Origin of the sequence: Flavobacterium gyeonganense, assembly GCF_029625295.1 — a bacterium.
GTDB classification, from domain to species: Bacteria; Bacteroidota; Bacteroidia; order Flavobacteriales; family Flavobacteriaceae; genus Flavobacterium; species Flavobacterium gyeonganense.
Genome location: NZ_CP121112.1, coordinates 1,218,612 through 1,241,238, shown reverse-complemented (window position 1 = coordinate 1,241,238; position 22,627 = coordinate 1,218,612). Strand labels below are relative to the sequence as shown.

The window sequence follows — 22,627 nt, the reverse complement described above, 5'->3', positions numbered from 1 at the left end:
GCTCTTTTAACAACTAAAACAAAATATTTATTTTACGAACTTTTGGATGATAGCATCAGTCTCTGATTTTGCAGCATCTGGTTTCAAATCAAACAAAAGGGAATAAAGCGTTTTCTTCTCTACTTTGGTTTCTAAGTTTAAATCCTGATGCCTGTCAAAAAGAGTTTGCCATTTGTCACGAACATTTTTCCAAAGTGCATTATTTTCCTTCCACCATTTCTGTCCAGCAATACATTTACTATCCGGAACTTTAGTATAAATGTCCATTCCTTTTTCCTGCGCCAGCAAAACATCTTTTCCACTATCATCACGAATCAATTTGTCATTGTCCTGTTCATGGTTCCAACCAGTTGCAGTAATTTCATGAATGTTTCTTCTTTTAAAACGTTATAATCATTACGTTTTGTATGTTCTCTTCTTGGCAGGGGAGCATCCGTCATGTTTGCCCAATAATCCTGTCCGTCAACATGTACCCAGGTTGCAGTTCCTTCGTATCGTGGACTGTCATCTACCTGATATACTTTTTGAGTCCATTGTCCTTTTACAGCTTTTTTATCTAGTTTTTTATATTTCCAGGATGTGTTTTTGTCGAACAGATATAAATCCGTGTTTTCATACAGCCAGTCTTGTCTCCAGTGCTTGATGATCATATCGTCACTTACAATTAATAAATGCTGCATGACAATTTTATTTGGTGTGTCCTCAACCAATTCCACCCATTCTAAAGCAGACTCGTGCTTTGTCTGTGAAGGTTTATAAGAAGCCGAATCCTTTGCATACTGAAAAGTTTCTGCAAAATTAAATTTCACTTCATAGCATCCACACATGGATTTTATCGATTTAATATCCTGTTGTTTTTTATCCTGACTGAATCCAAGACTGCAGGTTACAGCCATAACGGCTAATAAGTAGAGGCTTTTTGTAATCATAACTGAATTATTTAGTTTAAAAATTTTTGCAAATATATAAAGTTTATTTAGAACAAATAAAAATAATTATATATTTGCACTTATTATTAAGACTTAATAAAAATAATGAAAATTAAAATTACCCTTTCTACACTATTTGTTTTTTGTCAAATTACAATTGCTCAGCAAATGCAAAAAGATAGCATTGAAACAAATGAATTATCGGAAGTTAAAGTAACAACAGCGACCAGAACAGAGAGGGTAATTTCATCATTGCCTTTGCCAATGACAATTATTACTGCTGAAACGATTATTAAATCTGGTGTTACGAGATTGAATGAAATTTTAAATGAACAAACCGGTATTATATTAATTCCTGATGAAAGTGGTTTTGAAGGTATTCAAATACAGGGAATGGACGCTGCTTACACCATGATTTTGATTGATGGTTTGCCACTTGTAGGAAGAAGTTCAGGAGTTTTGGATTTGTCCAGGATTTCTGTTGGAAATATTGAGAGAATTGAAATTGTAAAAGGTGCATCATCAGCTTTATATGGTTCTGAAGCAATGGGTGGAGTTATTAATGTAATTACAAAAAGACCTAAGAAAGATATGTTGGCAGGCGGTCTTTCTTATAGGTATGCAACATTTAATACCAGTGATGCCAATGCTAATTTGCTTTGGAAGAAAAAGAAATTTGCAGCCAATTTGTTTGCTAACTATTATTCAACCGATGGATTTGATTTGAACGAAAGTTCAGTACTGAAAAATGTAGAAGGATACTATAATACTACAATTCAGCCAAAATTATATTATGATTTTTCTGAAAATCTGAAACTAATTGTAAGTAATCGTTTTTTTAATCAAAAAGCAGATAATGCAGCTGTGATTGGATCTGAAATATATAGTGGCGAAGCAAAGGAAAACGAATGGAATTCGCAAATCAAATTAGAACACAAATGGACTCCTAAAGTATATTCTGAATATGAATTTTATGCGACCAATTATAAAAATGATTCGTTTTTAAATGACCAGAGCGATGTTCGTTATGAAGATACATATTACGACCAATGGCTTTTCAGACCCGAGGTCAGAACTACTGTTTCAATAAATAAGGACAAGTTAACAGCCGGAGTAGGATTAAATTATGAAAGTCTGGACAGAACCTATTTTAAAGATAATGTGAAATTTAATTCGCAGTATGTTTTTGTACAATATGATTACAATCCTACTGAGAAGTGGAATATTCTGGCCGGATTCAGGTATGATAATCATAGTGTTTATGCATCGCAGTTAAGTCCTAAGCTAGCTGTAAATTATAAAATTAATAATAATTTATCTTTAAAATCTTCGGTTGGGTATGGCTATAAAGCACCGGATTTCCGTCAGTTGTATTTCGATTTTACGAATCCTTCTGTTGGTTACACCGTTTTAGGGTATAATGTTGCCGAAGCTCGTCTGGATCAGTTTGAAGAGCAGGGACAGCTTTTATCCAGAATAGCAGGAATTAGTTTTGACAAACCATTAGAAGCAGAAAGTTCAATCAATTTCAATTTTGGAACTTATTATAAAAGAAATAAACTAAGAATGGATATCAATGCCTTCTACAATACTATTAGTAATTTGATTGATACACAGGTTGTGGCTCAAAAAACAAACGGTCAGAATATTTTTAGTTATTCTAATTTCGATAAAATTTTCACCTATGGTATAGAGTATAATTCAACGTATAGTTTTACCAAAGAATTCTCTTTATCATTAGGATACCAATATTTAATTGCCAAAAATGAGGATGTTGTTGACAATTTTGAAGACTATCAATATATCCGTAATTCAGAGCTACAAACGGTTAAAATCAATAAATCAGATTATTTTGGAATATATAACAGATCAAAACATACAGCCAATCTTAAAGTTTTGTACACGATTCCAAAGATAAAAACCGATATTAATTTGCGTGTTTTTTATAAAAGTAAATACGGAATGTTTGATAGCAATGGAAATAGCATTCTGGATAAATACGACAAATTTGTAAATGACTACTTTTTAACCAATTTATCAATTTCAAAAACTGTAGCTGATAAATTAATGCTTCAGGCTGGGGCTAATAATTTATTTGATTATACAGATCCGGGACAGATTCCGAGCCTTGCCGGAAGACAGCTTTTTGCAAGAATTCAATATAATTTTTAATTAATATTTATTTAAACACCTTTACCATGAAAACACAATTCTTAAAACTTTCATTTTTAGCATTATTTATTTTTACAGCATCTTGCAGTAGTGACGATGATAATAACGATACGATTCCGGCTGTTGAAACTATAAAAGTTTCTGATCTTCCGGCGCCACAAACAGGCGGGCAAGGACAGCCAGTTGGAGGTGAATTCACAAAATTCAGTTTTTCTGAAAATAAAATTGTCACTACAGATAAATGGGACATCGCATTCCGTGGTACAGTAATTATCGTAAATGGAGGAGCTAAATATAATGCTGAAGATGCAGGTGAACCATCAAGAACAGGATCAGGTGCTGTGAGTATTGTTTCTGGAGCATTTGCCAGTGTTACAACATTTCCGGTTGCAAACACTTTCACTCAGGATGCGGCTTCAGTGTATGCATTTCCAACTTCAGGAGCAAATGCTTGGTATGATTATAACGGACAGACTCATATAATTACCGCCAAAGCAGGAAAGGTATTTGTTGTAAAAACTCACGATGGTAAATATGCAAAAGTTGAATTTTTAAGCTATTACAAAGGAGCTCCGGCAACTCCAACTGCAACATCTGAATCCAGATTCTATACTTTTAACTTCGCATATCAGGCAAATAGTACTACAACATTCTAAGAGATTACAATATTTAACTTTCAATTAGTTAATAACTTGGTTTTTTTTATTTTTTTTTGATAGAGGTTAGAGTTTTTTCTAACCTCTTTTTTTGTCTGAATAACTTTCGATTGAAATATTAAAACATGATATGCAATAAAAAAAGCGTCAAACTATTTTGGAGTTAAATAGTTTTGACACTTTATTCTAACAATTAATTTTGGCTTTTGACAGCCTTCCAACTATTTGATAATTATTTTTTTCCACGTTTTTTCCTGATCGTTTTGCAATTCTATTAGGTAAATTCCAGATTGCAAACTTTTCAATGATACATCAACAGTATTAGCTTTGTTTTTTACTTCAATACTCTCAACAAGTGTCCCTACTAAAGAATATACATTTATTTTATCTAAACCTGTTTTCGTTTCAATGGTAAAATTTCCGTTTGATGGATTTGGAGAAATTGAAGATGCTTTTAACCCAAAATCTTCTACACCCAAAGTAGTAGATAAAGCTGTATCTATAGCATATCCGCGGTTTCCTCCATGATTGTTTAGTGATTGTCCGGCAGAGCTATTTTTGGCCCATGCAAAATCTATAGTAGTGTTTGTATAATTAAAGGTATAATCATTTGCATCACCGGTTGAAAAATTTCGTTCTGCTATTATAGTTCTAATTCCGGAGACTACGGTATTAGAAGTTACAGTCCAGTTTTGTGTAGCATCTGTACTTGGAGTAACGCCAACTCCGTTTTGTCTTGCATCAACCAGAGTGCTCCCGTTTGAGTATATTAAATCTTGTCCTGAGACCATACCACCACCATTTGCAAAATTTCCAAACTGCAAAGCAAACCATCTATCAGAAGGGCCGGTGAGTTTAATAGTGGCTTTTGATGTGTTGTTATTTAATGTTAAATTGGCTGTCATATTATTTGACAAAGTAACATCTCCTGTCGATTTTTGCTGGGCAAAACAGCTTATACCAATTAATAAAAAAGTTAAAAGAGTAATTTTTTTCATGATTTACTTATTTTAAAAGGTTAATGATGGGTTCATTTTGAGAAAAAACAGCATATTCAAATGCTGTTTTTCCTTTGTTATCTTTAATTGTTTTATCCGCTTTATAATCTAAAAGCATTTTTACTAATTCAGTATTCTTAAATTGAACAGCGAGTGACAATGCTGTTATTCCGTTTGCATCTGTTGCATTTGGATTTGCTTTTTTCTCTAATAATAGTTTTACTAATTGTGGCTGGTTTTTATACGTTGCCGCCATTAGAGCCGTTCCCATATCAGAATTGTAGTTAATATCTTTTACATTTTCTATTAAAAATTGCGCAACTTCAAGGTTTCCTCTGTAGCAAGCCAGGATCAACGGACTTGTTTTATTTTCGTTAAGCGAATTGATTAAATCCGGGTTTGATTTGTTTAGGTTTTGAATCTCTGCTAAAGTTCCGTTTCTTGCAACATCAAAAACGGTTTTGTCTTGTGCTTTAGAAATAGAAAAGAAAAGCAACATTGTAAGCAATACTAATTTTTTCATAGTAGAAATAGTTTTGATTAATTAGCTTCAAGAACGAAATTCATGGCAACTTTTACGTTTTCGGCAATTTTTCCTTTTACCAGGCTTGGAATTTCAATTTTGTAATCCTGTGGTTTAACTGAAATTGCACTAGATGCCAGAATTTTGGCCCCGTTTAAGGTAAGATTGATTTTGGTTTTTATTTTTTTAGTAACACCATGAATGGTTAAATCACCTTCTAAATCGTAAGCTGTTTTTGAAGCAGACAATTTTTTGGCATCAAAATTTAAAATCTTTCCTTTAAAAGTCGCTTTTGGATATTGGGAAGATTCCATATAATTTTCATTAAAATGTTCTTCCATTAAAGGTGCTTTGAATTTGAATGATTTTATCAGGGTGAGGGCTACAAAGTCACCTGTACTTTTTTCAAGAATGCAGGAGGTTGTTTTATTAGTCGCCGCTACCTCCTCAAAAGCAGGCATGGAAGCTTCAAATTTTACTTCACCGGTTCTGGTGATCATCTTTTGCGAAAAAACTACGTTTCCCGCTAATAAAAACAATGCAGATATTATTATTTCTTTCATTTTAAATATATTTTAATTTTTATATCCTTCTTTTTGCCAAAGTATAATCATATCAATAGTTTGTCTTGGCATGGCTCCCGATCTCGGCATTACGTTTCCGCAAGACTGAGTTTGGTCAATTCTGCAAATTAGGTCACCGTTTTGAGTGGCATCTTTTACCTGCTCGTAAGTCTGTAAAGTTGGGAATCGGCCTCCTGCTGAGTGACAGCTCACACAATTTGCTTGTATGACTGGACCAACGTTTGCTGTATAAGTAGGTGAAGTATTTGTCTCTGTTTCTGAAATTTCTTCGTAAGTTCTTGGTGTACACGAGACTAAAAATGCAGCACAGGAAAATAGTATTATTAATATATTCTTTTTCATATTGAGATGATATTTTAACTTAAATAGTTGTTGTTTTAAAAGGATCTGTACATGTTAAATCCAAAATAAATCTTTCCTTTATTCCAGTCTCCTGACGCAGTTGAGAATACTGCAACATCATTCATAGGCTGGCTGTTTGAGAATACGAGTTGAAAAATGTGTCCCCCGGTTTCTATATCTAAACCAACTGTAAGCGGATTATGATAGGGGTCTGTAGCTTTTTCTTCTGTAATGACACGCGCGGCGTATTCAAGATTAACGCTCATTCTTTTGGCAATTTTATATCGTAACCCTCCTGCTGCAGAAAATACATTTTGCTGTTCAATTGAATCGTCGTATAAATTTTTGTAAACATTAATAAGTCCCAATTCGACAGAAAGCTTTTCATTTACTTTTCTGGAAACTAGCAATTGAGTTGTAAAAGCCAAACGATCCGAAAATTGAATGTTCGGATATATTTCTTTTTCCAGTGCGCTATTGATATCCATCGTATTATATCCCACAATTGTAACAGGAAATCCGTTTACTTCCTGATTCGCCATTTTATATTTGGCTGTAACTTCATAGATTTTATTATAGGTATGGCGTGTAGCACCAAAGCTTAGCCAGTTTGTTACACCATAGATTCCGCCAAATTTTGTAAGGGCATTATCTAAACCAAAGAAATTATTAAATCCTTCAGATAAATCACCAAAACGGTGTGAAACAAGCATATACCATTCTCCTTTTGCAGGTAGCTTTGTAGATTGCATGTTACCTATCTGCAAACCTTTGAAAGCGGCAATTTCTATTTGTTTTTCATCTGATTTAATGGTGTCTAACTGATTTAGCAAATCGTCCTGGGCAAATAGATTTGCCGTTAAAAAAAACACAAGCACAAAGCTTAAAAAATTCCTCATTTTAATTGTATTAATCGTTATTTACTACTGAACACTGGTCTAATTTTAATTCGCCCATTAAGTCATCATATCCTACAACTCTTCCTTTTAGGGTCAAAGGCTGACCTTGTTTAATTGAGGGGTCAGATTCTTTTAAATCACAAACAATGGTATGGTCTATAATAATTTGTTTTGGGCTTATTTTGCTGACAATTCCTTTTACAGCTATTGCTTTTTCGAGGTATTTTGTGTTTGATTTTTCAATATCAGAATCAAATTCATCAATGATGTTTTTTGATGAAACACTAAAAGCAGCGTCTTCGGCCGAAACATTTCTGGCACCTCCATACCAGACATAGTAATAACCAAATGCTCCTAATGCAATTATTGCTAAAGTTGCAAGGATTATTTTTTTCTTCATTTTTTTCGTTTTAATAGATTTAATAGTAAAACAGACTTGATAAAGATTACCCTACCAAAGAATAGTTGTTTTTTGTAAAAAAAAGATGAAAAAAAATTGAAATGTTTTATTATTAGGGATAGTCTGAATTAAAAAGAAACCCTAAAGCTCAGATTTGGAGTTCTTTGAAGAGAGAATGTTTCAACTTCTTCAATAGAATTTGAGAGCGGACTCATTCTGTAATATTCACTAATTTCATTTTTCCTGTTTAGAATATTTAAGATTGATATTCCTAATTTGTAAAGAACACCGCTAGTTGTTTCCCACTTATAAGTGGAGGAAAGGTTGACTTGTGAAAAAATCCTCAAATTTGTATTGTTGGGTTTATTGTAAACTAAAACAGGATTTGAAAGGTCAATTTTACTAAGGTCCGGAGACGTTTTAGGCCTGCCGGAAGACCATTTTGTTCCCAAAGCAATTTTGAAATTGTTTCTTTCATAAATTCCGGCCCATGATACAGTATGGGTTAATTCGAAGTTGTTAGGAAAACTTTGATATTCATAATTCTCAAAATGATAATTATTATTGTTGTACGTATAACTAAGCCAGGTTAGAAAATGATTCATCTTTTTCTGAATCAGAATTTCTGTTCCCATGATTTCATAATTGCCCGTTATACGTACAAATTCAAGCTGATTCTGAAAACCCTGGCTTGCACTTGTAATTCCGCTTACTTTTTTATAAAAATTTTCAATATCCAGCAGCCAGTCATTTTTTTTATAAAATAAACTTAACGATAGCTGTTTGCTTTTCTGAATTGGAATTGACGAATTGTTTGAAATAATCCATCGTCTTTTTTCGATACCAAAATAATCTTTTTGCAAATCAATAATTTGCTGAGAGTTTTGACTTTTAATTTCGCCTAGTAATTCAATATTTAAATTTTTGTTGAAGCCATAATTAAATTGAATTCGGGGCTCTGGAATGTATTTTTTGAATTTTTCAATATAATTTAGTCTTAGTCCGGTATTAAGAATTATTCTGGAAATGGTGTCGTTATATTTTCCTTCCAAAATTAGCGCATGAGTTCTTAAAACTTCTTTAGTTTTACGGTAAAAATCCGGATTGCTTACATGCTCTAAATTAATAACACCAATTTCATTAAACTGGTATCCATTATTAAAATTGAATTTTGAACTTATGGTATGGTTATTTTCTAAATTGATTCCATTATTTGCAACAGTATTTTCCTGAATTACGATTTGGTCTCCATTAGTCGTTTTTTGATTAGCAAGAAGCTCATACGAAGAGTTGTAAATATTAATTTTAGTCGTATTAAAGTTATTCCAGTTTCTTTTCCAGGATAGGTTTCCGCCAAAATTTTGCTGGCGTAAAATATTATTTTCAGATTTAACTACATTGTAAGAAGCAGCACTCTGAAACACCTTTAAGTTATCTTGTATGGTAATCAGATCTAATAGTATTTCATCTTTTAATCCTATTTTTTGAAGGTATTTGAGAGTAGCATCGTAGAAATCGAATTCTTTATCACTTTTATAATTGATGTTTTGATTTCGGGCAAAATCAGTAATAGTAGTGTTTTGGAATACTTTATTAAAATATTCTTTATAAGTTGGGGTTTCTACAAAGTCAGTAATCGATTTTCGTCCTGAAATTTCTACATAACTTTTTTTCGAAAGGTTATATTTTGCATAAATATCAGCATTAATCATGTTGATTCCTGCGCTAAAAGAGTTTTTTTCTGCTGTCTCAGGTGTAGAAGAAATAGCCACGACACTAGAAACACTTTCGCCATAGAAAGGAGAACTTCCGTTTTTGTGTATAGAAATAGTATGTGCCAGATTGGGATTAAAGACTGATATTAAACCAAAAAAATGTCCCGTTTGAAACATTCGTATTCCGTTCCATAAAAATAAATTCTGATCATGTGTTCCTCCCCGAACATTAATACTTGAAACGCTTTCGTCCAGACTGTTTACACCAGGAATTTGCTGCATGGTCTGCAGGGCATCAGGTTCGATAAGTCCAGGCAGGATACCAAACTTTTTAGGTTTAATTTCAAAAGAACCATTACTATTTTTAGAAATTCCAGAGGCAAGAATAGGATTGGCCTTAATTTCTTCGAGTTCTGTGACTTCTGATTCTAAAATGATGTTGAGGCATTCTTTAGAATTGATATTTGCTATTGAAATCTTTTTGGGTGTAAATCCAACGTGACTAATAGAAAAAACATTCTTAGATCCTTTCTCAAATTCAAAATATCCATTTGAAGCCGTTGCGGTGTGTGTATTAGTATTAAAATGAATATTAGCACCTTCAATGGGGTTTTTATCAATATTGGAAAAAACATACCCGCAAATTATCTCAGTTTTATTATGATTTCTATAAACGTTAATATACTTATTGTCTAAATTTTCAAAAGATAAGCTCGTTCTTTGTGTGAGATATTGCAGTTTTTGTTCTAATGAAAGGGACTTTTTAGGAGGTGTTAATTGTAAACCAAAGACATTATCCTCAGTATAATTAAAGTTTACCTGATGCTGGTTTTCAATATCAATTATTATTTTTTTTAAAGATGTAGTTTTCCCTTTGCCCTGAGCGAAAAGGTTCAGGACAAGAAAAAATAATAAAAACGAAAAATAAAATCGTTTGGGGCCCAACATCTATTTTTCGTCAAAAATTATTTTGTTTTCAGATACTTTTCTAGCCTGCAAATGGTAGGTTGTACTTATGATTTGTATTGCCGTATCAAGATCGTTATCTGGCAATTTTCCGGTAAACAGGGAGGTTGTATCTTTTGTATTTAATATGATTGTGATATTGTATTGCCTTTGAACTTCGTCCAGTAAAGTTTTGATATTCTCTTTATTAAATAAAATTTGATTATTCATCCATTCAGGTTTAGAGGAATTGATGGAGGTTTTGTATTGTTTTCCATTTTCAAAAGTTACACTTTGTCCATGAATTAAAATGAGTTGGGTATTAGCATAATTTACTTTTATACGACCTTCGTAACACGTTACATCAAATCTGTTTTTTCTGGCTTTTACATTAAATTGAGTCCCTAAAACAGCTACTTTTCCCAGATTGGTCTGAACCTCAAAACGCCTGCCTTTGGATACTTTGAAATAAGCTTCTCCTTTTAGTTCAAGTCGTCGTTTATTGTCCCAGTTCCATTTTTTATAGTTTATTTCAGAACCAGAATTCAGTACTACTTCAGAGTTATCGGGTAACAAAAATGTGTTTGTCTCTCCAAAACTGGCAGTTTTAGTCTCCGGGACAAAATTCTTTACCGAAAAGGCAACTCCAAGAGCCAGAACAAAAATAGCTGCAGCACGGAACATCCAGGATTTATATATTGGAATCACTTTTAGAGTTGTTTTTTCCTGCTGAAGAATATTTGACAGCATTGGATCTTCATCCAAATCGCCAACTTCCAGATACTGGGTGTAGTTTTTAATTTTTTGGTATTTTTTGAAATCCGGACTCGCTTGAAATTCAGCTAATTCATCTTCTGTTAAATCATCGTTGAGCCATTTGGCCAATAAGCGATTTGTTTTCATTATTTGGAAATTATATCATTAAAACAATTAGAACTGTTTTTGCCCTACTTTATATATCAATTTCTTTGCGCAAGTTTAACAAAGCCAGGTGGATGCGCTTTTCTACTGCTTTTACACTTATTTCTAAAACTTCGGCAATTTCACTATACTTTTTTTTATCTATTCGATGCATCAAAAAAGCCACGCGCTGTTTTTCATTTAAATTTTCAATAGCTTTTAAAAGTTTTGCCTGAAATTGTTTTTCTTCCAAAAGAAATTCCGGGCTTTCATTAGTGCTGTCTAAACCGTTGAAGTTTTTTTCGTATTTCAGGACGACTTTTTGATGTGCAATTTCATTTAAAGTGCTGTTATTTGCAATTGTATAAATATACGATTTTGCCTTTTCAATTGGTACAGCAGCACAATTTTGCCAAAGTTTCAAAAACGCTTCCTGAGCCACATCTTCAGCCTGGTCTTTATTACCATATTTGTAAAAAAGAAAATTCCGAAGTGCTTTAATATGGCTCTTAAAAAAAGACGAAAATATTATTTCGTCACAAGTATTTGACTGGTTTAATTTTAACATTAGTAGTAAAATCTTTCAATTGGGAATTTGCAAAAGTATTTCTTTTTAATTCAAGTAGGGTAAAAGCAAAGTAAATTGTTTTTATTCAGGTATAGACAGAGTGAATTATACATTCTTCTAAAAACTATTTTTAGTCTCTTCAGGTTTTAATTTCAGGTGTGTACTTTCCTTGTAAAAAAAGGATTACTTATGCGGTAAATAAGCTCAATTACGCATAGCTGAAAGGCGATTTAGAGAAAACAGATTCTTAAATTATTACCTTTGTAAAAATGTTAATATGTTACGCTTTCATAAATATTTATTAGTAGTTGCCTGTTTATTCTTTTTCTCTTGTCAAAATGAAATAGACGAACAAAATCATAACGACCAGACTGTTACTAACGCTTCTCCGCTTACATCTTATCTGCAAAGGGTAGCAATGGTAAAAACAGTTCAGGATAATATAATCGACGGTTCAAGTTATTGTACTATAAAACTACCCTATACTGTTACAGTTAATAATGAGACTATTGCCATAAATACAACGGCTGATTATCAAAAAGTAATAGATAATATCAACGCATATAATACTGATGATGATATTGTGAGAATCAGTTTTCCGGTAACTATGGTATACTATAATTATATCGAAAAACTAATTCCAAATCAATCCGATTTTGATACCTTAATTGATTATTGGAATCTTTATCCTGATCTTTTGTCTAAAATAAATGGACTAAATATTCAATATCCAATATCTATTAATATTTATAACAGTTACAACCAGCAAGCCAGTTCTGTTACGATTACCAGCGATCAGGTTTTTTTGATTTTATAAAGAATTTGAACGCCAGTCAGTATATTTCATTACGTTATCCTGTTTCGATAAAAGATTATAATAATCAGACAAAATCGATTACAAATAATTTGGAATTTGAAAATGCCATTAAATATGCAATTGACAATTGCTCAGAAAATAACATTGTATCGCTTGATTTTGCACAAACAATAACTAATGGCTCCTGGAAGATTGCTTATTTTTTCAAGGATTCAGATAAAACTACTTCCTATAGTGGATATAAATTTGCTTTTAAAAACGACAAAACTGTGGTCGCTACAAAAGATGGGATTTCTACTACAGGACAATGGGATTATAATATAGTAAACGGTGCTAAAGAGTTCAAAATTTACTTTAGTTACAGTTCCTTACTGCTTCATAAATTGGATTATAGCTGGGTATTATTTGAATTTAATAATTCTGTAATACGCTTTCGAGACATAACTAACAGTAACTATCTTTATTTTGAAAAAAATTAAATTCATAAGAGAACATTATTAGCGTCAGAATTATAGAGTATAGCAAAAAACCAGTAAGTTAAGCTGGTTTTTTTATTGATATTCTCTAAATTTTACAAGTTGGTATCTTTGTGACTTTGCAACTTTAGTTTATATTTGCACTTCAATAAAAGAAAACAAAATTATGTTTGATAATTTAAGCGATAAATTAGATAAAGCGTTTCATATACTAAAAGGACACGGTAAAATTACAGAAGTAAACGTTGCCGATACTTTAAAAGAAGTTCGTCGTGCATTGCTTGATGCCGATGTTAACTTTAAAATTGCCAAAGATTTTACTGCAAGGGTAAAAGAAAAAGCAATTGGCCAGGATGTATTGACTACATTACAGCCAGGACAATTGTTGGTTAAGTTAGTAAAAGACGAACTTACCGAATTAATGGGAGGTGATGTTGCAGGTGTAAATCTTTCCGGAAATCCAACAGTGATCCTGATGTCTGGTTTGCAGGGTTCAGGTAAGACCACTTTTTCAGGGAAATTAGCTAATTTCTTAAAAACAAAGAAAAACAAGAAACCACTTTTAGTAGCGTGTGATATCTACCGTCCAGCGGCGATTAATCAGCTTCATGTTGTGGGGGATCAGATAGGCGTTGAGGTTTACTCAGAGCCTGAAAATAAAAATCCTGTAGAAATTGCCCAAAATGCAATTAAACACGCAAAAGCAAACGGATTCAATGTTGTTATCGTCGATACAGCAGGTCGTTTGGCAGTCGATCAGGAAATGATGGACGAAATTGCACGTGTCCACAAAGCAATTCAGCCTCAGGAAACCTTGTTCGTTGTCGATTCTATGACAGGACAAGATGCAGTAAATACAGCAAAAGCGTTCAACGACATCTTAAATTTTGATGGAGTTATTTTGACAAAATTAGATGGTGACACCCGTGGTGGAGCTGCTCTTTCGATTAAATCGGTTGTAAACAAACCAATCAAATTTGTCGGGACAGGAGAGAAAATGGAAGCAATTGACATTTTCTACCCGGATCGTATGGCTGAGCGTATCTTAGGAATGGGAGACGTTGTGTCTCTTGTTGAAAGAGCTCAGGAACAATTTGATGAAGAGGAAGCCAGAAAACTTCAAAAGAAAATCGCCAAAAACGAATTCGGTTTTGATGACTTCCTGACTCAGATACAACAGGTTAAGAAGATGGGTAATATGAAAGACTTGGTCGGAATGATACCAGGTGCTTCAAAAGCCATGAAGGATGTAGAAATTGAAGACGATGCTTTCAAACACATCGAAGCGATTATTTATTCAATGACTCCGGGTGAAAGAAGTAAACCGGCTATCATCGATGTAAAAAGAAAAGCCAGAATCGCTAAAGGTTCCGGAACTAAAGTTGAGCAGGTGAATCAGCTAATGAAGCAGTTTGACCAAATGAGCAAGATGATGAAAATGATGCAGGGACCAGGCGGAAAAAACCTGATGAAAATGATGGGTGGCATGAAAGGTATGCCAGGTGGAATGCCGAGATAATAAAATTAAAAGTTTCAAGTTTCAGGTTTCAAGTTGTTGAGACTGGAATTTGAAACTTTTTTTATAAAAATAAATAGGATTTTGCTTTGATGTGAAACCTGAAACTTTAAACCTGAAACTAAAGAAAATGCAAATACTAGACGGTAAAAAAACATCTGAAGACATTAAAAACGAAATTGCAGCCGAAGTTCAATCCATAAAAGCCGCAGGAGGAAAAGTACCTCATTTAGCAGCAGTATTAGTTGGAAATAACGGAGCAAGTTTGACTTATGTAGGGAGTAAAGTAAAATCCTGCCAGCAAATTGGTTTTGATTCTACTTTAGTTGCTTTGCCGGAAGATATTACCGAAGCAGATTTATTAGCCAAAATTAAAGAATTAAATGAAGATGAAAACCTGGACGGCTATATTGTTCAGTTGCCTTTGCCAAAGCATATTGATGAGGAAAAGATTCTTTTAGCAATCGATCCGGATAAAGATGTTGATGGTTTTCATCCGACAAACTTTGGAAGAATGGCTTTAGAAATGGAAACCTTTATTCCCGCTACTCCTTTCGGAATTATGCAGTTATTAGAGCGTTATAAAGTTGAAACTGCTGGAAAACATACTGTTGTTATTGGAAGAAGCCACATCGTAGGCCGTCCAATGAGCATCTTGATGAGCCGCAAAGGAAATCCTGGGGATTCAACAGTAACTTTAACGCACAGCCGTACCAAAAACTTAGCTGAGTTCACTAAAAATGCAGATATCATCATCACGGCTTTAGGAGTTCCTGAATTTTTAAAAGGAGACATGGTAAAAGATGGCGTCGTAATTATTGACGTTGGAATTACCAGAGTTGACGATCCTTCAAATTCAAAAGGGTATGTGATTAAAGGAGATGTTGATTTTGATGAAGTAAGTAAAAAAGCATCATTTATTACTCCGGTTCCTGGTGGAGTAGGACCAATGACTATTGCAATGTTACTTCAAAATACACTTTTGGCCAGAAAAATTAGAAGTAGAAAATAATAATTTCATACTGTATCAATAACTAAAACCCACTCAAACGAGTGGGTTTTGTTGTTTTAATATTTAATTAATAGTTTAAAGTTTTCGGTATAAAAAATAAAAGATACTTTTGCACCACTTAAAAAACACTTCTCCAAATGGACGATTATTATTCGTTAGTATTAAATTAAAGTAGCTTTTGAAAATTTCAAAATGCTGCGTTAAAACCTGTATTTTGAAATGAAAGCCTTTTACACAAACAACAACGGAGTTGTAGAAATCTCCAAATGGACTCCAAACTGCTGGATAAATGTTGAATCCCCAACCGAAGCGGAAAAAAAATATTTGCTGAAAGAACTTCAGATTCCTGAAGCCTTTTACAACGATATTGAAGATATCGACGAAAGACCCCGTATAGAAATCGAAGATGGCTGGACGCTTATTATTATGCGTGTTCCTGTAAAAAGTGGTGATATTAAACTACCTTTTCAAACCATTCCGCTTGGGGTTATTTTCAAAGATGAAATTTGCGTAACGATTACCTTTTATAAAACAGAAATTATAGCTGATTTTGTATTGTACTCACAGCGTAAAAATATACTAATAAAAGACAATCCAGATTTGGTTTTGAGACTGCTGCTTTCATCAAGCGTATGGTATCTGAAATATTTGAAACAAGTCAACCAGAAAATAAAATTGGCAGAAGATAATTTAGAAAAATCAATCAAAAATGAAGAGCTGCAGGCTTTGCTTCAGATTGAAAAGTGTTTGGTGTTCTTTATAACATCACTAAAAGCCAACGACGTCTTATTTCAGCGTATTAAAAATCTAAAAGCACATAAATTAAATTATGATTTAGAGTTACTGGAAGATGTAGAAATCGAATTGAGTCAGGCGCTGGATACAGCCAATATTTACAGCAATATTCTCACCGGAATGATGGATGCCTATGCCTCCGTAATCTCCAATAATATGAACAACATCATGAAGCAGATGACTTCAATTTCAATCATTCTTATGATTCCCACGCTGATTGCCAGTTTATACGGAATGAATGTGCCAAACGGCCTGGAAGAAAGTAAATACGGAATCTGGATTCTGCTTTTTGTTTCAATATTGTTATCAACATTTGGAGTCTTCTTGTTTAAAAGAAGAAGATGGTTTTAAATCAATAAATAATTAAAGTTTAAAGGTCTGTTTGTCTGAACAGGCCTTTTTTGTTTATATATTGGGCGTGACCGTATTTGCAAAATGCGCTATGTCACATTCCGATTATGTGCGCCTTTCACAAATACGGTCGGGCTATCCATGCTACTTCGGTAGCTTATTTCTATCCCTCACGCGACCTCGTAAGGTCATTATTCTCGTTAATTTCTTAAAGAGATAGTTTTAAAGATTAAAATAAAAAGTATTTTTAGTTTGTCAATCCAAAATAAATAATAACTTTGCAACACAAAGTACTTTAGTTATGAACCAGCAGCACCAGGAAGATTTAGCACACATTCGTTCTATGATGGAACGTTCTTCAAGATTTATATCCCTAAGCGGACTCTCAGGAGTCTTTGCAGGTTTATCAGCTTTGATAGGAGGATTGTACGTGTATGAGTTATTTAAATCCAACGGGATGGATTATTTAAATGACGATCACAGGTTATATTCGACCAATCTTGTTTCAGAACTATTTTGGATAGCAATTATAATTTTAATTTGCGCATTTACATTCGGAACTTTTTTTACCATAAGAAAAAGCCGAAAATATAATTTACCTATCTGGACATCTGCGACAAAAAAAATGCTGTTTAATCTTTCGGTTCCGCTTCTAGCCGGTGGAATATTTTGTCTGGCTTTAGTATACCACGGATATTTTGGTCTTGTGGCGCCCTCAACTTTAATTTTTTACGGACTTGCAGTTATAAATGCCGAAAAATATACTTTTTCAGATGTAAAATATTTAGGTTTTTCAGAACTGATTTTGGGATGCATTTCTCTTTTTTATATAGGTTACGGATTGCTTTTTTGGATATTTGGTTTTGGTATTTTACATATCTTGTACGGATTAGTAATGTTCAAAAAATATAAATAAACCAATGGGAATCATTGATAAGCTAAATAAAGATTTTGAAAGCCGTGTCAGACTGGGTATAATGTCCGTTCTGATGGTGAATGATTGGGTTGATTTTACTGAGATGAAAACCATACTGAATATCACAGACGGAAATTTAGCGAGTCATTCCTCAGCATTAGAAAAAGCAGAATATATTGAAGTCAAAAAAGAATTCGTTGGTAAAAAGCCAAAAACATCCTATCAGGTTACTCCATTGGGGCGTGCTGCCTTCAAAGAGCACTTATCTTATCTTGAAAAATTAATGAAAAATTAAGAACTAAATTTTTTTCCTTAATAACTTTGAAATGCAAAGTACTTTTTAATAAAGAGAATATGGAGTCGCTTTATAAATGTGCATAAAAAAACAATTGATAATCGCGCTAACATATTTGACCACTAATAAATAAATTCTACAAATATGAAAAAACTACATTTTATTTTAGTCAGCAGCTTACTGTTTACGCTGCTTTTTTACAAACAGGAGTTAGGTGTGAACCTCGGACTTTTTGGCTTAGGATTAACAGCATTGATTTGTTATTTCTTTCAGGATCGGTTTACTCACAGATCACATCTTGTTTTGGTAATAACTACTATCCTCTCTTGTTATGCTTTTGCCTGGTATGGTGATTTTGCTTCATTTTGGGCTTTGGCCTTATCGATTGTTTTTTTGCAATTCAAAATACAGGAACCTAAACTTAAAATGTTGCAGTTGTTTCCGTTAATATTCGTAAATGGAGTAGCTTCATTAGGACGCATATTCATGTTTAGTCAATATTTTCCCAAAAGAAAGGTAAACAACGGTTTTGCAAAAAAAATGATAGCTTATTTTATTATTCCGGCCCTGTTTTTGGGATTGTTTTTTATCGTGTATTCATTTGGAAGCAACCATTTTTCATCTCTGTTTACAGATTATGAGTTAGATATTGACATCTGGCAGCTTATAGTGATTAGCGGTCTAGGATTTTATATCTCATTCAATTTCTGGAATTACTGGATTCCTGAAATTTGTTATGAAAAAAATCAGCTTTTGGATAATGACTTTAAAGATGAGGTCAGAAATCAAAACCAAAGTTCTTTTTCATTTCTTGATATTGATTTTGAAAGAAAAAGCGGCGAAATTACTTTGGCCCTTTTAAATGTATTGCTGCTTATTTTTATTGCAACTTATAATTATGAGCAGTTTTTTGAAGCTGTCGAAAAAACAAATCTGAGCTCAGATACACATGAGAGGGTAAATGCTGTCATTTTCTCAATTCTTATGGCTGTTGGTGTAATCTTATTTTATTTTAAGGGAGGTTTTAATTTTGATGCGAAAGCCACAATGCTTAAAAAATTAGCTAAAATATGGATTTTATTAAACGGCGTTTTAATTGTAAGTGCCATAATCAAAAATTCAGAATACGTGTCTTTTTTCGGATTAACATATAAGCGTTTAGGAGTATATGCGTTTCTGATTTTAGTGACAATTGGTTTGGTGTATGCATTTTTAAAGATTGCCAGACAAAAAACCAATGCATACCTTTTTAACCAAATGGTTTGGTATTGCTATGGTTTGTTATTGTTGTGCAGTTTTGTCAATTGGGGAAACCTGATTACGAATTACAATATATCAGTTAATAAAGGAGTAGAGCCGATATTTTTAAGCGATCTCAATTTTAATGATGAATCAAGGAGGGAATATTTTTTGCAGCATAATTTAAATGGTAAGCTAAAAGAAACAGTAAGAGAATACGAGATTCATTCTTATCAGGAAAAATCTTTTTTATCTAAACCGCTGTATTATACTTTTTTGAAAAAATAATTAAAAACTACAAAAGTCCTACCTGATAAAAGGTAGAATTTTTTTGTAAATTATTTTTATGAGTGATTTTTTATTGACAAAAAGCAAATAATAACGTTGAATGAACAGGTAAATAAAAGTTATTAAGAAATACTTTGTTATATTTGATTTTTGAAATTTGCTGATTTTGTAAGACAAAAAGTCTTATTTAGCAATGTTTCGTTGTAAATTAAATATTATTAACCTAACCCCCTAAAATTATTTATTATGGAAAAAACTACCCTTTATTCACCAACTTCAAAAATCTTTCCACCAGGTAAGTGTATTAAAAAAGCAACTAAGAGTAGATTAACCCAAAAGCCTATAAGCTTTCCTGAAAACAAATCACAAATTCCTTTTTCTCCTATAGTGCAGGCAACTTTTACAGATGCTGATACACTTCAGGTTAGAGCAGTCTTTTTAGTGTCAACCAATACGCAACTAAATGGCGATAAATTAGAATTTATGATTTATCAAAATTGGTATGTAGATCTTGATGGAAAGCGCCAGTTGCAGTTTTTTATCACTTATGATATAGATGATGCGATAAGTACAGACTTTGATGTTTATGAAATAAGCTTTAAAGCAGAAAAAGATCCTTATGGAGAAGATGCATTTAAGAGTATTGAAATAATCCAGACTTTTCTTTGGGATATAGATCCGGAGACTTCACGAGGGACAGAAACTGCTGTGGAAAGAACTTAGAGTGAATGTAAATATAGCATTGAACAATGATTAAAAATGTTTTTTTTTGCGTTATCTTTTTTGTTAACTCCTTTTTTTATTTTTTCACAAGAGAAACTCGTAGATAGTTTACTCAAATTTGAAATAAAAAAGAAAGTTTTAAAATATAATCATGAAGTTAATTTTAACAAAGCGCAACATTTCTTTTTTGAAAAGAATTGGGATTCAACATTAGTTTATTCAATAAAGCAGCTTAGTAGTAAAAAAGCTCCTGAGTTACAAAATTATTGTCATTATTTTAGAGCAATTAGTTTCTTGGAGAAAAAAATTTTTAAAGAAGCAAAAAAAGAATTTAATTTAATTTCTTCTAATTTTAGATTTAACTATAAAGTCAATTTTTTACTTGGTGAAATTGCCTTAGAACAAAATGAATTTGAAATTGCATTATTACATTTTAATTCTATCGAAAAACTTAGTGAAGATCTGTATGATTTTAAAAAAAGTACTGTTATCAATAATATAGGATTGTGTTATTTACATATTGGAAAATTTGATGATGCAGAAAGGTATTTGTTTAAAGGAGTCGAATTACAAGAGATTGAAAAGGATAGTTTAATGCTTATACGTTCTTATATGAATATTGCAAATTTGTATTATACACAATATAAAGACATTCAGGCAATTCCTTATTTTGAAAAAGCTTATGGCTTGTCCAAAAAAGTAAAATCATTCGATTTAAAAAGAATGACAGCCAAAAACATGGCAGTAGTAGAGGAAAACAGAAAAAACTTTCCGTTAGCATTAACTTACAGAAAAGAATATGAAGCCTGGAAAGACTCCTTAAACGATCAAAACAAAGTCTGGGCGATTGCTGATCTCGAAAAGAAATTTGCCATAAAACAAAAACAAAAAGAAGTCAACGTTCTCGCTGCAGAGAATAAAGCAAAAATAGCCGAAAGAAATGGGTTTCTCATTTCTTCGGTTTTATTGTTTGTACTGTTGGGTACCGGAGTTTATTTTTACAGGCAGAAAATCAGAAGCAATAAAATAATCTTAGCGCAGAAAAATGAATTGGATGAGCTTAATGCTACAAAAGATAAATTGTTCTCAATCGTTAGTCATGATTTGCGTTCTTCTGTAAATGCTCTGAAAGTGAGTAATAGTAAACTTCTGGACAATCTGGAAAGTAAAAACTATACGGAGCTCGATGTTTTACTCCATAAAAACAGTTCAATTGCAAGTGGTGCATATAATTTATTAGACAACCTGCTAAATTGGGCTTTATTGCAAACCCAGCAGGGGTATTTTTACAGGGAATCATTGCATCTGACTTCGATAGTGCAGCATGTAGAGTACAATTACAAACCTTTGATGTTGAATAAAAATATTGATTTTAAAAGTAATGTTTCAGCTTCAGACTACGTATTTGCTGATCTGGATTCGCTCAAAATCATCATTCGGAACTTTTTAGACAATGCGATTAAATTCTCTAAAGAAAACGGAACGATTTCTATTTACAGCCGTTCTGCATCAGAAGATTTTTGTTATCTGGTCATCGAAGACACCGGGTTAGGAATGAATGAAGCAACAAGAAAAGAATTATTAAAAGAAACCATTTTGCTTTCTAAAAAGCAAAACGATGATATCATAGGAACCGGGTTAGGAATGCAGTTGTGCAAAAGCCTGATTCGTAAAAACGAAGGAAAACTCGATATAGAGAGTGAAGAAAATGTTGGAACCAGGGTTATCATAGCATTACCAAAGTTTAAAAACCATGGATAATATAAATGTACTTATTGTCGAAGATACAACAGCCGAAAGTGATGCACTTGTAAAAGTACTTACTGATAATAATTATAATGTTGTAGGCATTGCCAGAACGCATCAGGAGGCACTAACACTCTTTTACCAAAACACAATCGACATTGTGGTAATTGATGTTTTTTTAGACGGAAAACCAGACGGAATTACTTTTGCAGAAACGATCAATATAGTGCCCGACGGACAAAAACCATTTGTTTTTTTAACCAGTTCAAAAGACCGTCAGATTTTTGAGAGGGCTAAATTGACTAAACCTTTTAGCTTCTTATTAAAACCTTTTAATGAACTTGAAATTTTGTATGCACTGGAAATGGCTGTTGAGAAATTTTATGAGCAAACCAATGTTTTTCATAGTGAAGATCAAAATACGGTTGTAAGCAGGGATTCTCTTTTTATCAAAAAAAATAAGGTTTTAAAGAAAGTTCAAATCAAGGATATTTTGTACATAGAAGTTGAAGACCGTTATTGCAATATCATTACTGATGCAGAGAAATTTGTTATTTTAATATCCTTAACAAAAATTATTCAGTTACTCGATGCGGCGAAATTTTGCCAGACGCATCGCAATTATATAGTGAATCTCAGTAAAATTGAACAAATAAATGTAAATGATAATTTGATCATTTTAAAAGGAAACCACAAAATAACCCTTAGCGATAAGTATAAAGACTTTGTGAAAAACTTCCGTATTTTGAAGTAATCATTTAGTTTCGCAGAAATTATTTAAGTAAAAAATCCTTCAGCATCTGAAGGATTTTTTAGTTTATA

At 32.7% G+C, this 22,627-nt stretch carries 22 protein-coding genes and 1 pseudogene; 13 read left to right on the top strand and 10 right to left on the bottom strand.

Annotation, left to right across the window (positions count from 1 at the left end):
• Positions 1-27 precede the first annotated feature (27 nt).
• Positions 28-929, bottom strand: a pseudogene (locus P5P89_RS05335) (DUF6607 family protein).
• A gap of 105 nt (positions 930-1,034) precedes the next feature.
• Between P5P89_RS05335 and P5P89_RS05330 the strand changes: the two are divergent.
• Both P5P89_RS05330 and P5P89_RS05325 read left to right on the top strand, forming a co-directional pair.
• Positions 1,035-3,101: a TonB-dependent receptor plug domain-containing protein gene (locus tag P5P89_RS05330; protein WP_278011058.1), complete on the top strand. Its 2,067-nt coding sequence runs from the start codon at positions 1,035-1,037 to the stop codon at positions 3,099-3,101.
• 26 nt (positions 3,102-3,127) lie between these two features.
• Complete coding sequence (locus tag P5P89_RS05325; RefSeq protein WP_278011057.1) at positions 3,128-3,757, top strand: HmuY family protein; 630 nt, start codon at positions 3,128-3,130, stop codon at positions 3,755-3,757.
• 221 nt (positions 3,758-3,978) lie between these two features.
• On the opposite strand, the gene P5P89_RS05320 is transcribed toward P5P89_RS05325, so the two are convergent.
• The 9 genes from P5P89_RS05320 to P5P89_RS05280 form a co-directional block, all read right to left on the bottom strand.
• Positions 3,979-4,755 (bottom strand): T9SS type A sorting domain-containing protein, encoded by a 777-nt coding sequence (locus P5P89_RS05320; protein WP_278011056.1) that lies wholly within the window; start codon positions 4,753-4,755, stop codon positions 3,979-3,981.
• Positions 4,756-4,762: 7 nt separating this feature from the next.
• Positions 4,763-5,278 (bottom strand): ankyrin repeat domain-containing protein, encoded by a 516-nt coding sequence (locus P5P89_RS05315; RefSeq protein WP_278011055.1) that lies wholly within the window; start codon positions 5,276-5,278, stop codon positions 4,763-4,765.
• Positions 5,279-5,295: 17 nt separating this feature from the next.
• On the bottom strand, positions 5,296-5,841 hold the full coding sequence (locus P5P89_RS05310; RefSeq protein WP_278011054.1) for a YceI family protein: 546 nt from the start codon (positions 5,839-5,841) through the stop codon (positions 5,296-5,298).
• A gap of 12 nt (positions 5,842-5,853) precedes the next feature.
• On the bottom strand, positions 5,854-6,204 hold the full coding sequence (locus P5P89_RS05305) for a hypothetical protein (protein WP_269235113.1): 351 nt from the start codon (positions 6,202-6,204) through the stop codon (positions 5,854-5,856).
• Positions 6,205-6,239: 35 nt separating this feature from the next.
• Entirely contained in the window at positions 6,240-7,103 is an 864-nt protein-coding gene (locus tag P5P89_RS05300; protein ID WP_278011053.1) for a DUF5777 family beta-barrel protein, read from the bottom strand.
• A gap of 10 nt (positions 7,104-7,113) precedes the next feature.
• Complete coding sequence (locus tag P5P89_RS05295; protein ID WP_278011052.1) at positions 7,114-7,503, bottom strand: OB-fold protein; 390 nt, start codon at positions 7,501-7,503, stop codon at positions 7,114-7,116.
• 128 nt (positions 7,504-7,631) lie between these two features.
• Positions 7,632-10,166: a TonB-dependent receptor gene (locus P5P89_RS05290; RefSeq protein ID WP_278011051.1), complete on the bottom strand. Its 2,535-nt coding sequence runs from the start codon at positions 10,164-10,166 to the stop codon at positions 7,632-7,634.
• The gene (locus tag P5P89_RS05285) at positions 10,167-11,066 is read right to left on the bottom strand and encodes a FecR family protein (RefSeq protein ID WP_278011050.1); all 900 of its coding nucleotides are present in this window, start codon (positions 11,064-11,066) and stop codon (positions 10,167-10,169) included.
• 49 nt (positions 11,067-11,115) lie between these two features.
• On the bottom strand, positions 11,116-11,631 hold the full coding sequence (locus P5P89_RS05280; RefSeq protein ID WP_278011049.1) for an RNA polymerase sigma factor: 516 nt from the start codon (positions 11,629-11,631) through the stop codon (positions 11,116-11,118).
• Positions 11,632-11,908: 277 nt separating this feature from the next.
• Here P5P89_RS05280 and P5P89_RS05275 point away from each other — a divergent pair, with 277 nt between their 5' ends.
• The 11 genes from P5P89_RS05275 (at position 11,909) to P5P89_RS05225 (ending at position 22,559) form a co-directional block, all read left to right on the top strand.
• Positions 11,909-12,448 carry a hypothetical protein gene (locus tag P5P89_RS05275; protein ID WP_278011048.1) on the top strand — a complete coding sequence of 180 codons (540 nt, stop codon included), beginning with the start codon at positions 11,909-11,911 and terminating at the stop codon, positions 12,446-12,448.
• A gap of 5 nt (positions 12,449-12,453) precedes the next feature.
• Positions 12,454-12,927 (top strand): hypothetical protein, encoded by a 474-nt coding sequence (locus P5P89_RS05270; protein ID WP_278011047.1) that lies wholly within the window; start codon positions 12,454-12,456, stop codon positions 12,925-12,927.
• Between the two features lie 163 nt (positions 12,928-13,090).
• Entirely contained in the window at positions 13,091-14,443 is a 1,353-nt protein-coding gene (ffh, locus tag P5P89_RS05265) for a signal recognition particle protein (RefSeq protein ID WP_278011046.1), read from the top strand.
• A gap of 127 nt (positions 14,444-14,570) precedes the next feature.
• The gene (locus P5P89_RS05260; RefSeq protein WP_278011045.1) at positions 14,571-15,452 is read left to right on the top strand and encodes a bifunctional 5,10-methylenetetrahydrofolate dehydrogenase/5,10-methenyltetrahydrofolate cyclohydrolase; all 882 of its coding nucleotides are present in this window, start codon (positions 14,571-14,573) and stop codon (positions 15,450-15,452) included.
• Positions 15,453-15,671: 219 nt separating this feature from the next.
• Entirely contained in the window at positions 15,672-16,598 is a 927-nt protein-coding gene (locus P5P89_RS05255) for a magnesium transporter CorA family protein (RefSeq protein ID WP_278011044.1), read from the top strand.
• A gap of 301 nt (positions 16,599-16,899) precedes the next feature.
• On the top strand, positions 16,900-17,514 hold the full coding sequence (locus P5P89_RS05250) for a hypothetical protein (protein ID WP_278011043.1): 615 nt from the start codon (positions 16,900-16,902) through the stop codon (positions 17,512-17,514).
• 4 nt (positions 17,515-17,518) lie between these two features.
• Positions 17,519-17,809, top strand: coding sequence for a winged helix-turn-helix domain-containing protein (locus tag P5P89_RS05245; RefSeq protein WP_278011042.1), 291 nt, complete (start codon positions 17,519-17,521; stop codon positions 17,807-17,809).
• 144 nt (positions 17,810-17,953) lie between these two features.
• Positions 17,954-19,336, top strand: a complete 1,383-nt coding sequence (locus P5P89_RS05240) for a DUF4153 domain-containing protein (RefSeq protein ID WP_278011041.1) — start codon at positions 17,954-17,956, stop codon at positions 19,334-19,336.
• A gap of 246 nt (positions 19,337-19,582) precedes the next feature.
• A complete protein-coding gene (locus tag P5P89_RS05235; protein WP_278011040.1) occupies positions 19,583-20,059 on the top strand; it encodes a hypothetical protein in 477 nt (158 codons plus the stop codon).
• A gap of 294 nt (positions 20,060-20,353) precedes the next feature.
• Positions 20,354-21,820, top strand: coding sequence for a tetratricopeptide repeat-containing sensor histidine kinase (locus tag P5P89_RS05230; protein WP_278011039.1), 1,467 nt, complete (start codon positions 20,354-20,356; stop codon positions 21,818-21,820).
• Positions 21,813-22,559, top strand: a complete 747-nt coding sequence (locus P5P89_RS05225) for a LytR/AlgR family response regulator transcription factor (RefSeq protein ID WP_278011038.1) — start codon at positions 21,813-21,815, stop codon at positions 22,557-22,559. The genes P5P89_RS05230 and P5P89_RS05225 overlap by 8 nt, the downstream gene beginning before the upstream one ends.
• The last annotated feature ends 68 nt before the right edge of the window (positions 22,560-22,627 follow it).

Bases quoted from the DNA above. Each gene is read 5' to 3' on its own strand.
- P5P89_RS05255 (WP_278011044.1), top strand. From the start codon at position 15,672: ATGAAAGCCTTTTACACAAACAACAACGGAGTTGTAGAAATCTCCAAA.
- P5P89_RS05275 (WP_278011048.1), top strand. From the start codon at position 11,909: ATGTTACGCTTTCATAAATATTTATTAGTAGTTGCCTGTTTATTCTTT.
- P5P89_RS05300 (WP_278011053.1), bottom strand. From the start codon at position 7,103: ATGAGGAATTTTTTAAGCTTTGTGCTTGTGTTTTTTTTAACGGCAAAT.
- P5P89_RS05310 (WP_278011054.1), bottom strand. From the start codon at position 5,841: ATGAAAGAAATAATAATATCTGCATTGTTTTTATTAGCGGGAAACGTA.
- P5P89_RS05260 (WP_278011045.1), top strand. From the start codon at position 14,571: ATGCAAATACTAGACGGTAAAAAAACATCTGAAGACATTAAAAACGAA.
- P5P89_RS05315 (WP_278011055.1), bottom strand. From the start codon at position 5,278: ATGAAAAAATTAGTATTGCTTACAATGTTGCTTTTCTTTTCTATTTCT.
- P5P89_RS05325 (WP_278011057.1), top strand. From the start codon at position 3,128: ATGAAAACACAATTCTTAAAACTTTCATTTTTAGCATTATTTATTTTT.
- P5P89_RS05285 (WP_278011050.1), bottom strand. From the start codon at position 11,066: ATGAAAACAAATCGCTTATTGGCCAAATGGCTCAACGATGATTTAACA.
- P5P89_RS05330 (WP_278011058.1), top strand. From the start codon at position 1,035: ATGAAAATTAAAATTACCCTTTCTACACTATTTGTTTTTTGTCAAATT.
- P5P89_RS05235 (WP_278011040.1), top strand. From the start codon at position 19,583: ATGGAAAAAACTACCCTTTATTCACCAACTTCAAAAATCTTTCCACCA.
- P5P89_RS05240 (WP_278011041.1), top strand. From the start codon at position 17,954: ATGAAAAAACTACATTTTATTTTAGTCAGCAGCTTACTGTTTACGCTG.
- P5P89_RS05245 (WP_278011042.1), top strand. From the start codon at position 17,519: ATGGGAATCATTGATAAGCTAAATAAAGATTTTGAAAGCCGTGTCAGA.
- ffh (WP_278011046.1), top strand. From the start codon at position 13,091: ATGTTTGATAATTTAAGCGATAAATTAGATAAAGCGTTTCATATACTA.
- P5P89_RS05225 (WP_278011038.1), top strand. From the start codon at position 21,813: ATGGATAATATAAATGTACTTATTGTCGAAGATACAACAGCCGAAAGT.
- P5P89_RS05290 (WP_278011051.1), bottom strand. From the start codon at position 10,166: ATGTTGGGCCCCAAACGATTTTATTTTTCGTTTTTATTATTTTTTCTT.
- P5P89_RS05280 (WP_278011049.1), bottom strand. From the start codon at position 11,631: ATGTTAAAATTAAACCAGTCAAATACTTGTGACGAAATAATATTTTCG.
- P5P89_RS05295 (WP_278011052.1), bottom strand. From the start codon at position 7,503: ATGAAGAAAAAAATAATCCTTGCAACTTTAGCAATAATTGCATTAGGA.
- P5P89_RS05305 (WP_269235113.1), bottom strand. From the start codon at position 6,204: ATGAAAAAGAATATATTAATAATACTATTTTCCTGTGCTGCATTTTTA.
- P5P89_RS05320 (WP_278011056.1), bottom strand. From the start codon at position 4,755: ATGAAAAAAATTACTCTTTTAACTTTTTTATTAATTGGTATAAGCTGT.
- P5P89_RS05250 (WP_278011043.1), top strand. From the start codon at position 16,900: ATGAACCAGCAGCACCAGGAAGATTTAGCACACATTCGTTCTATGATG.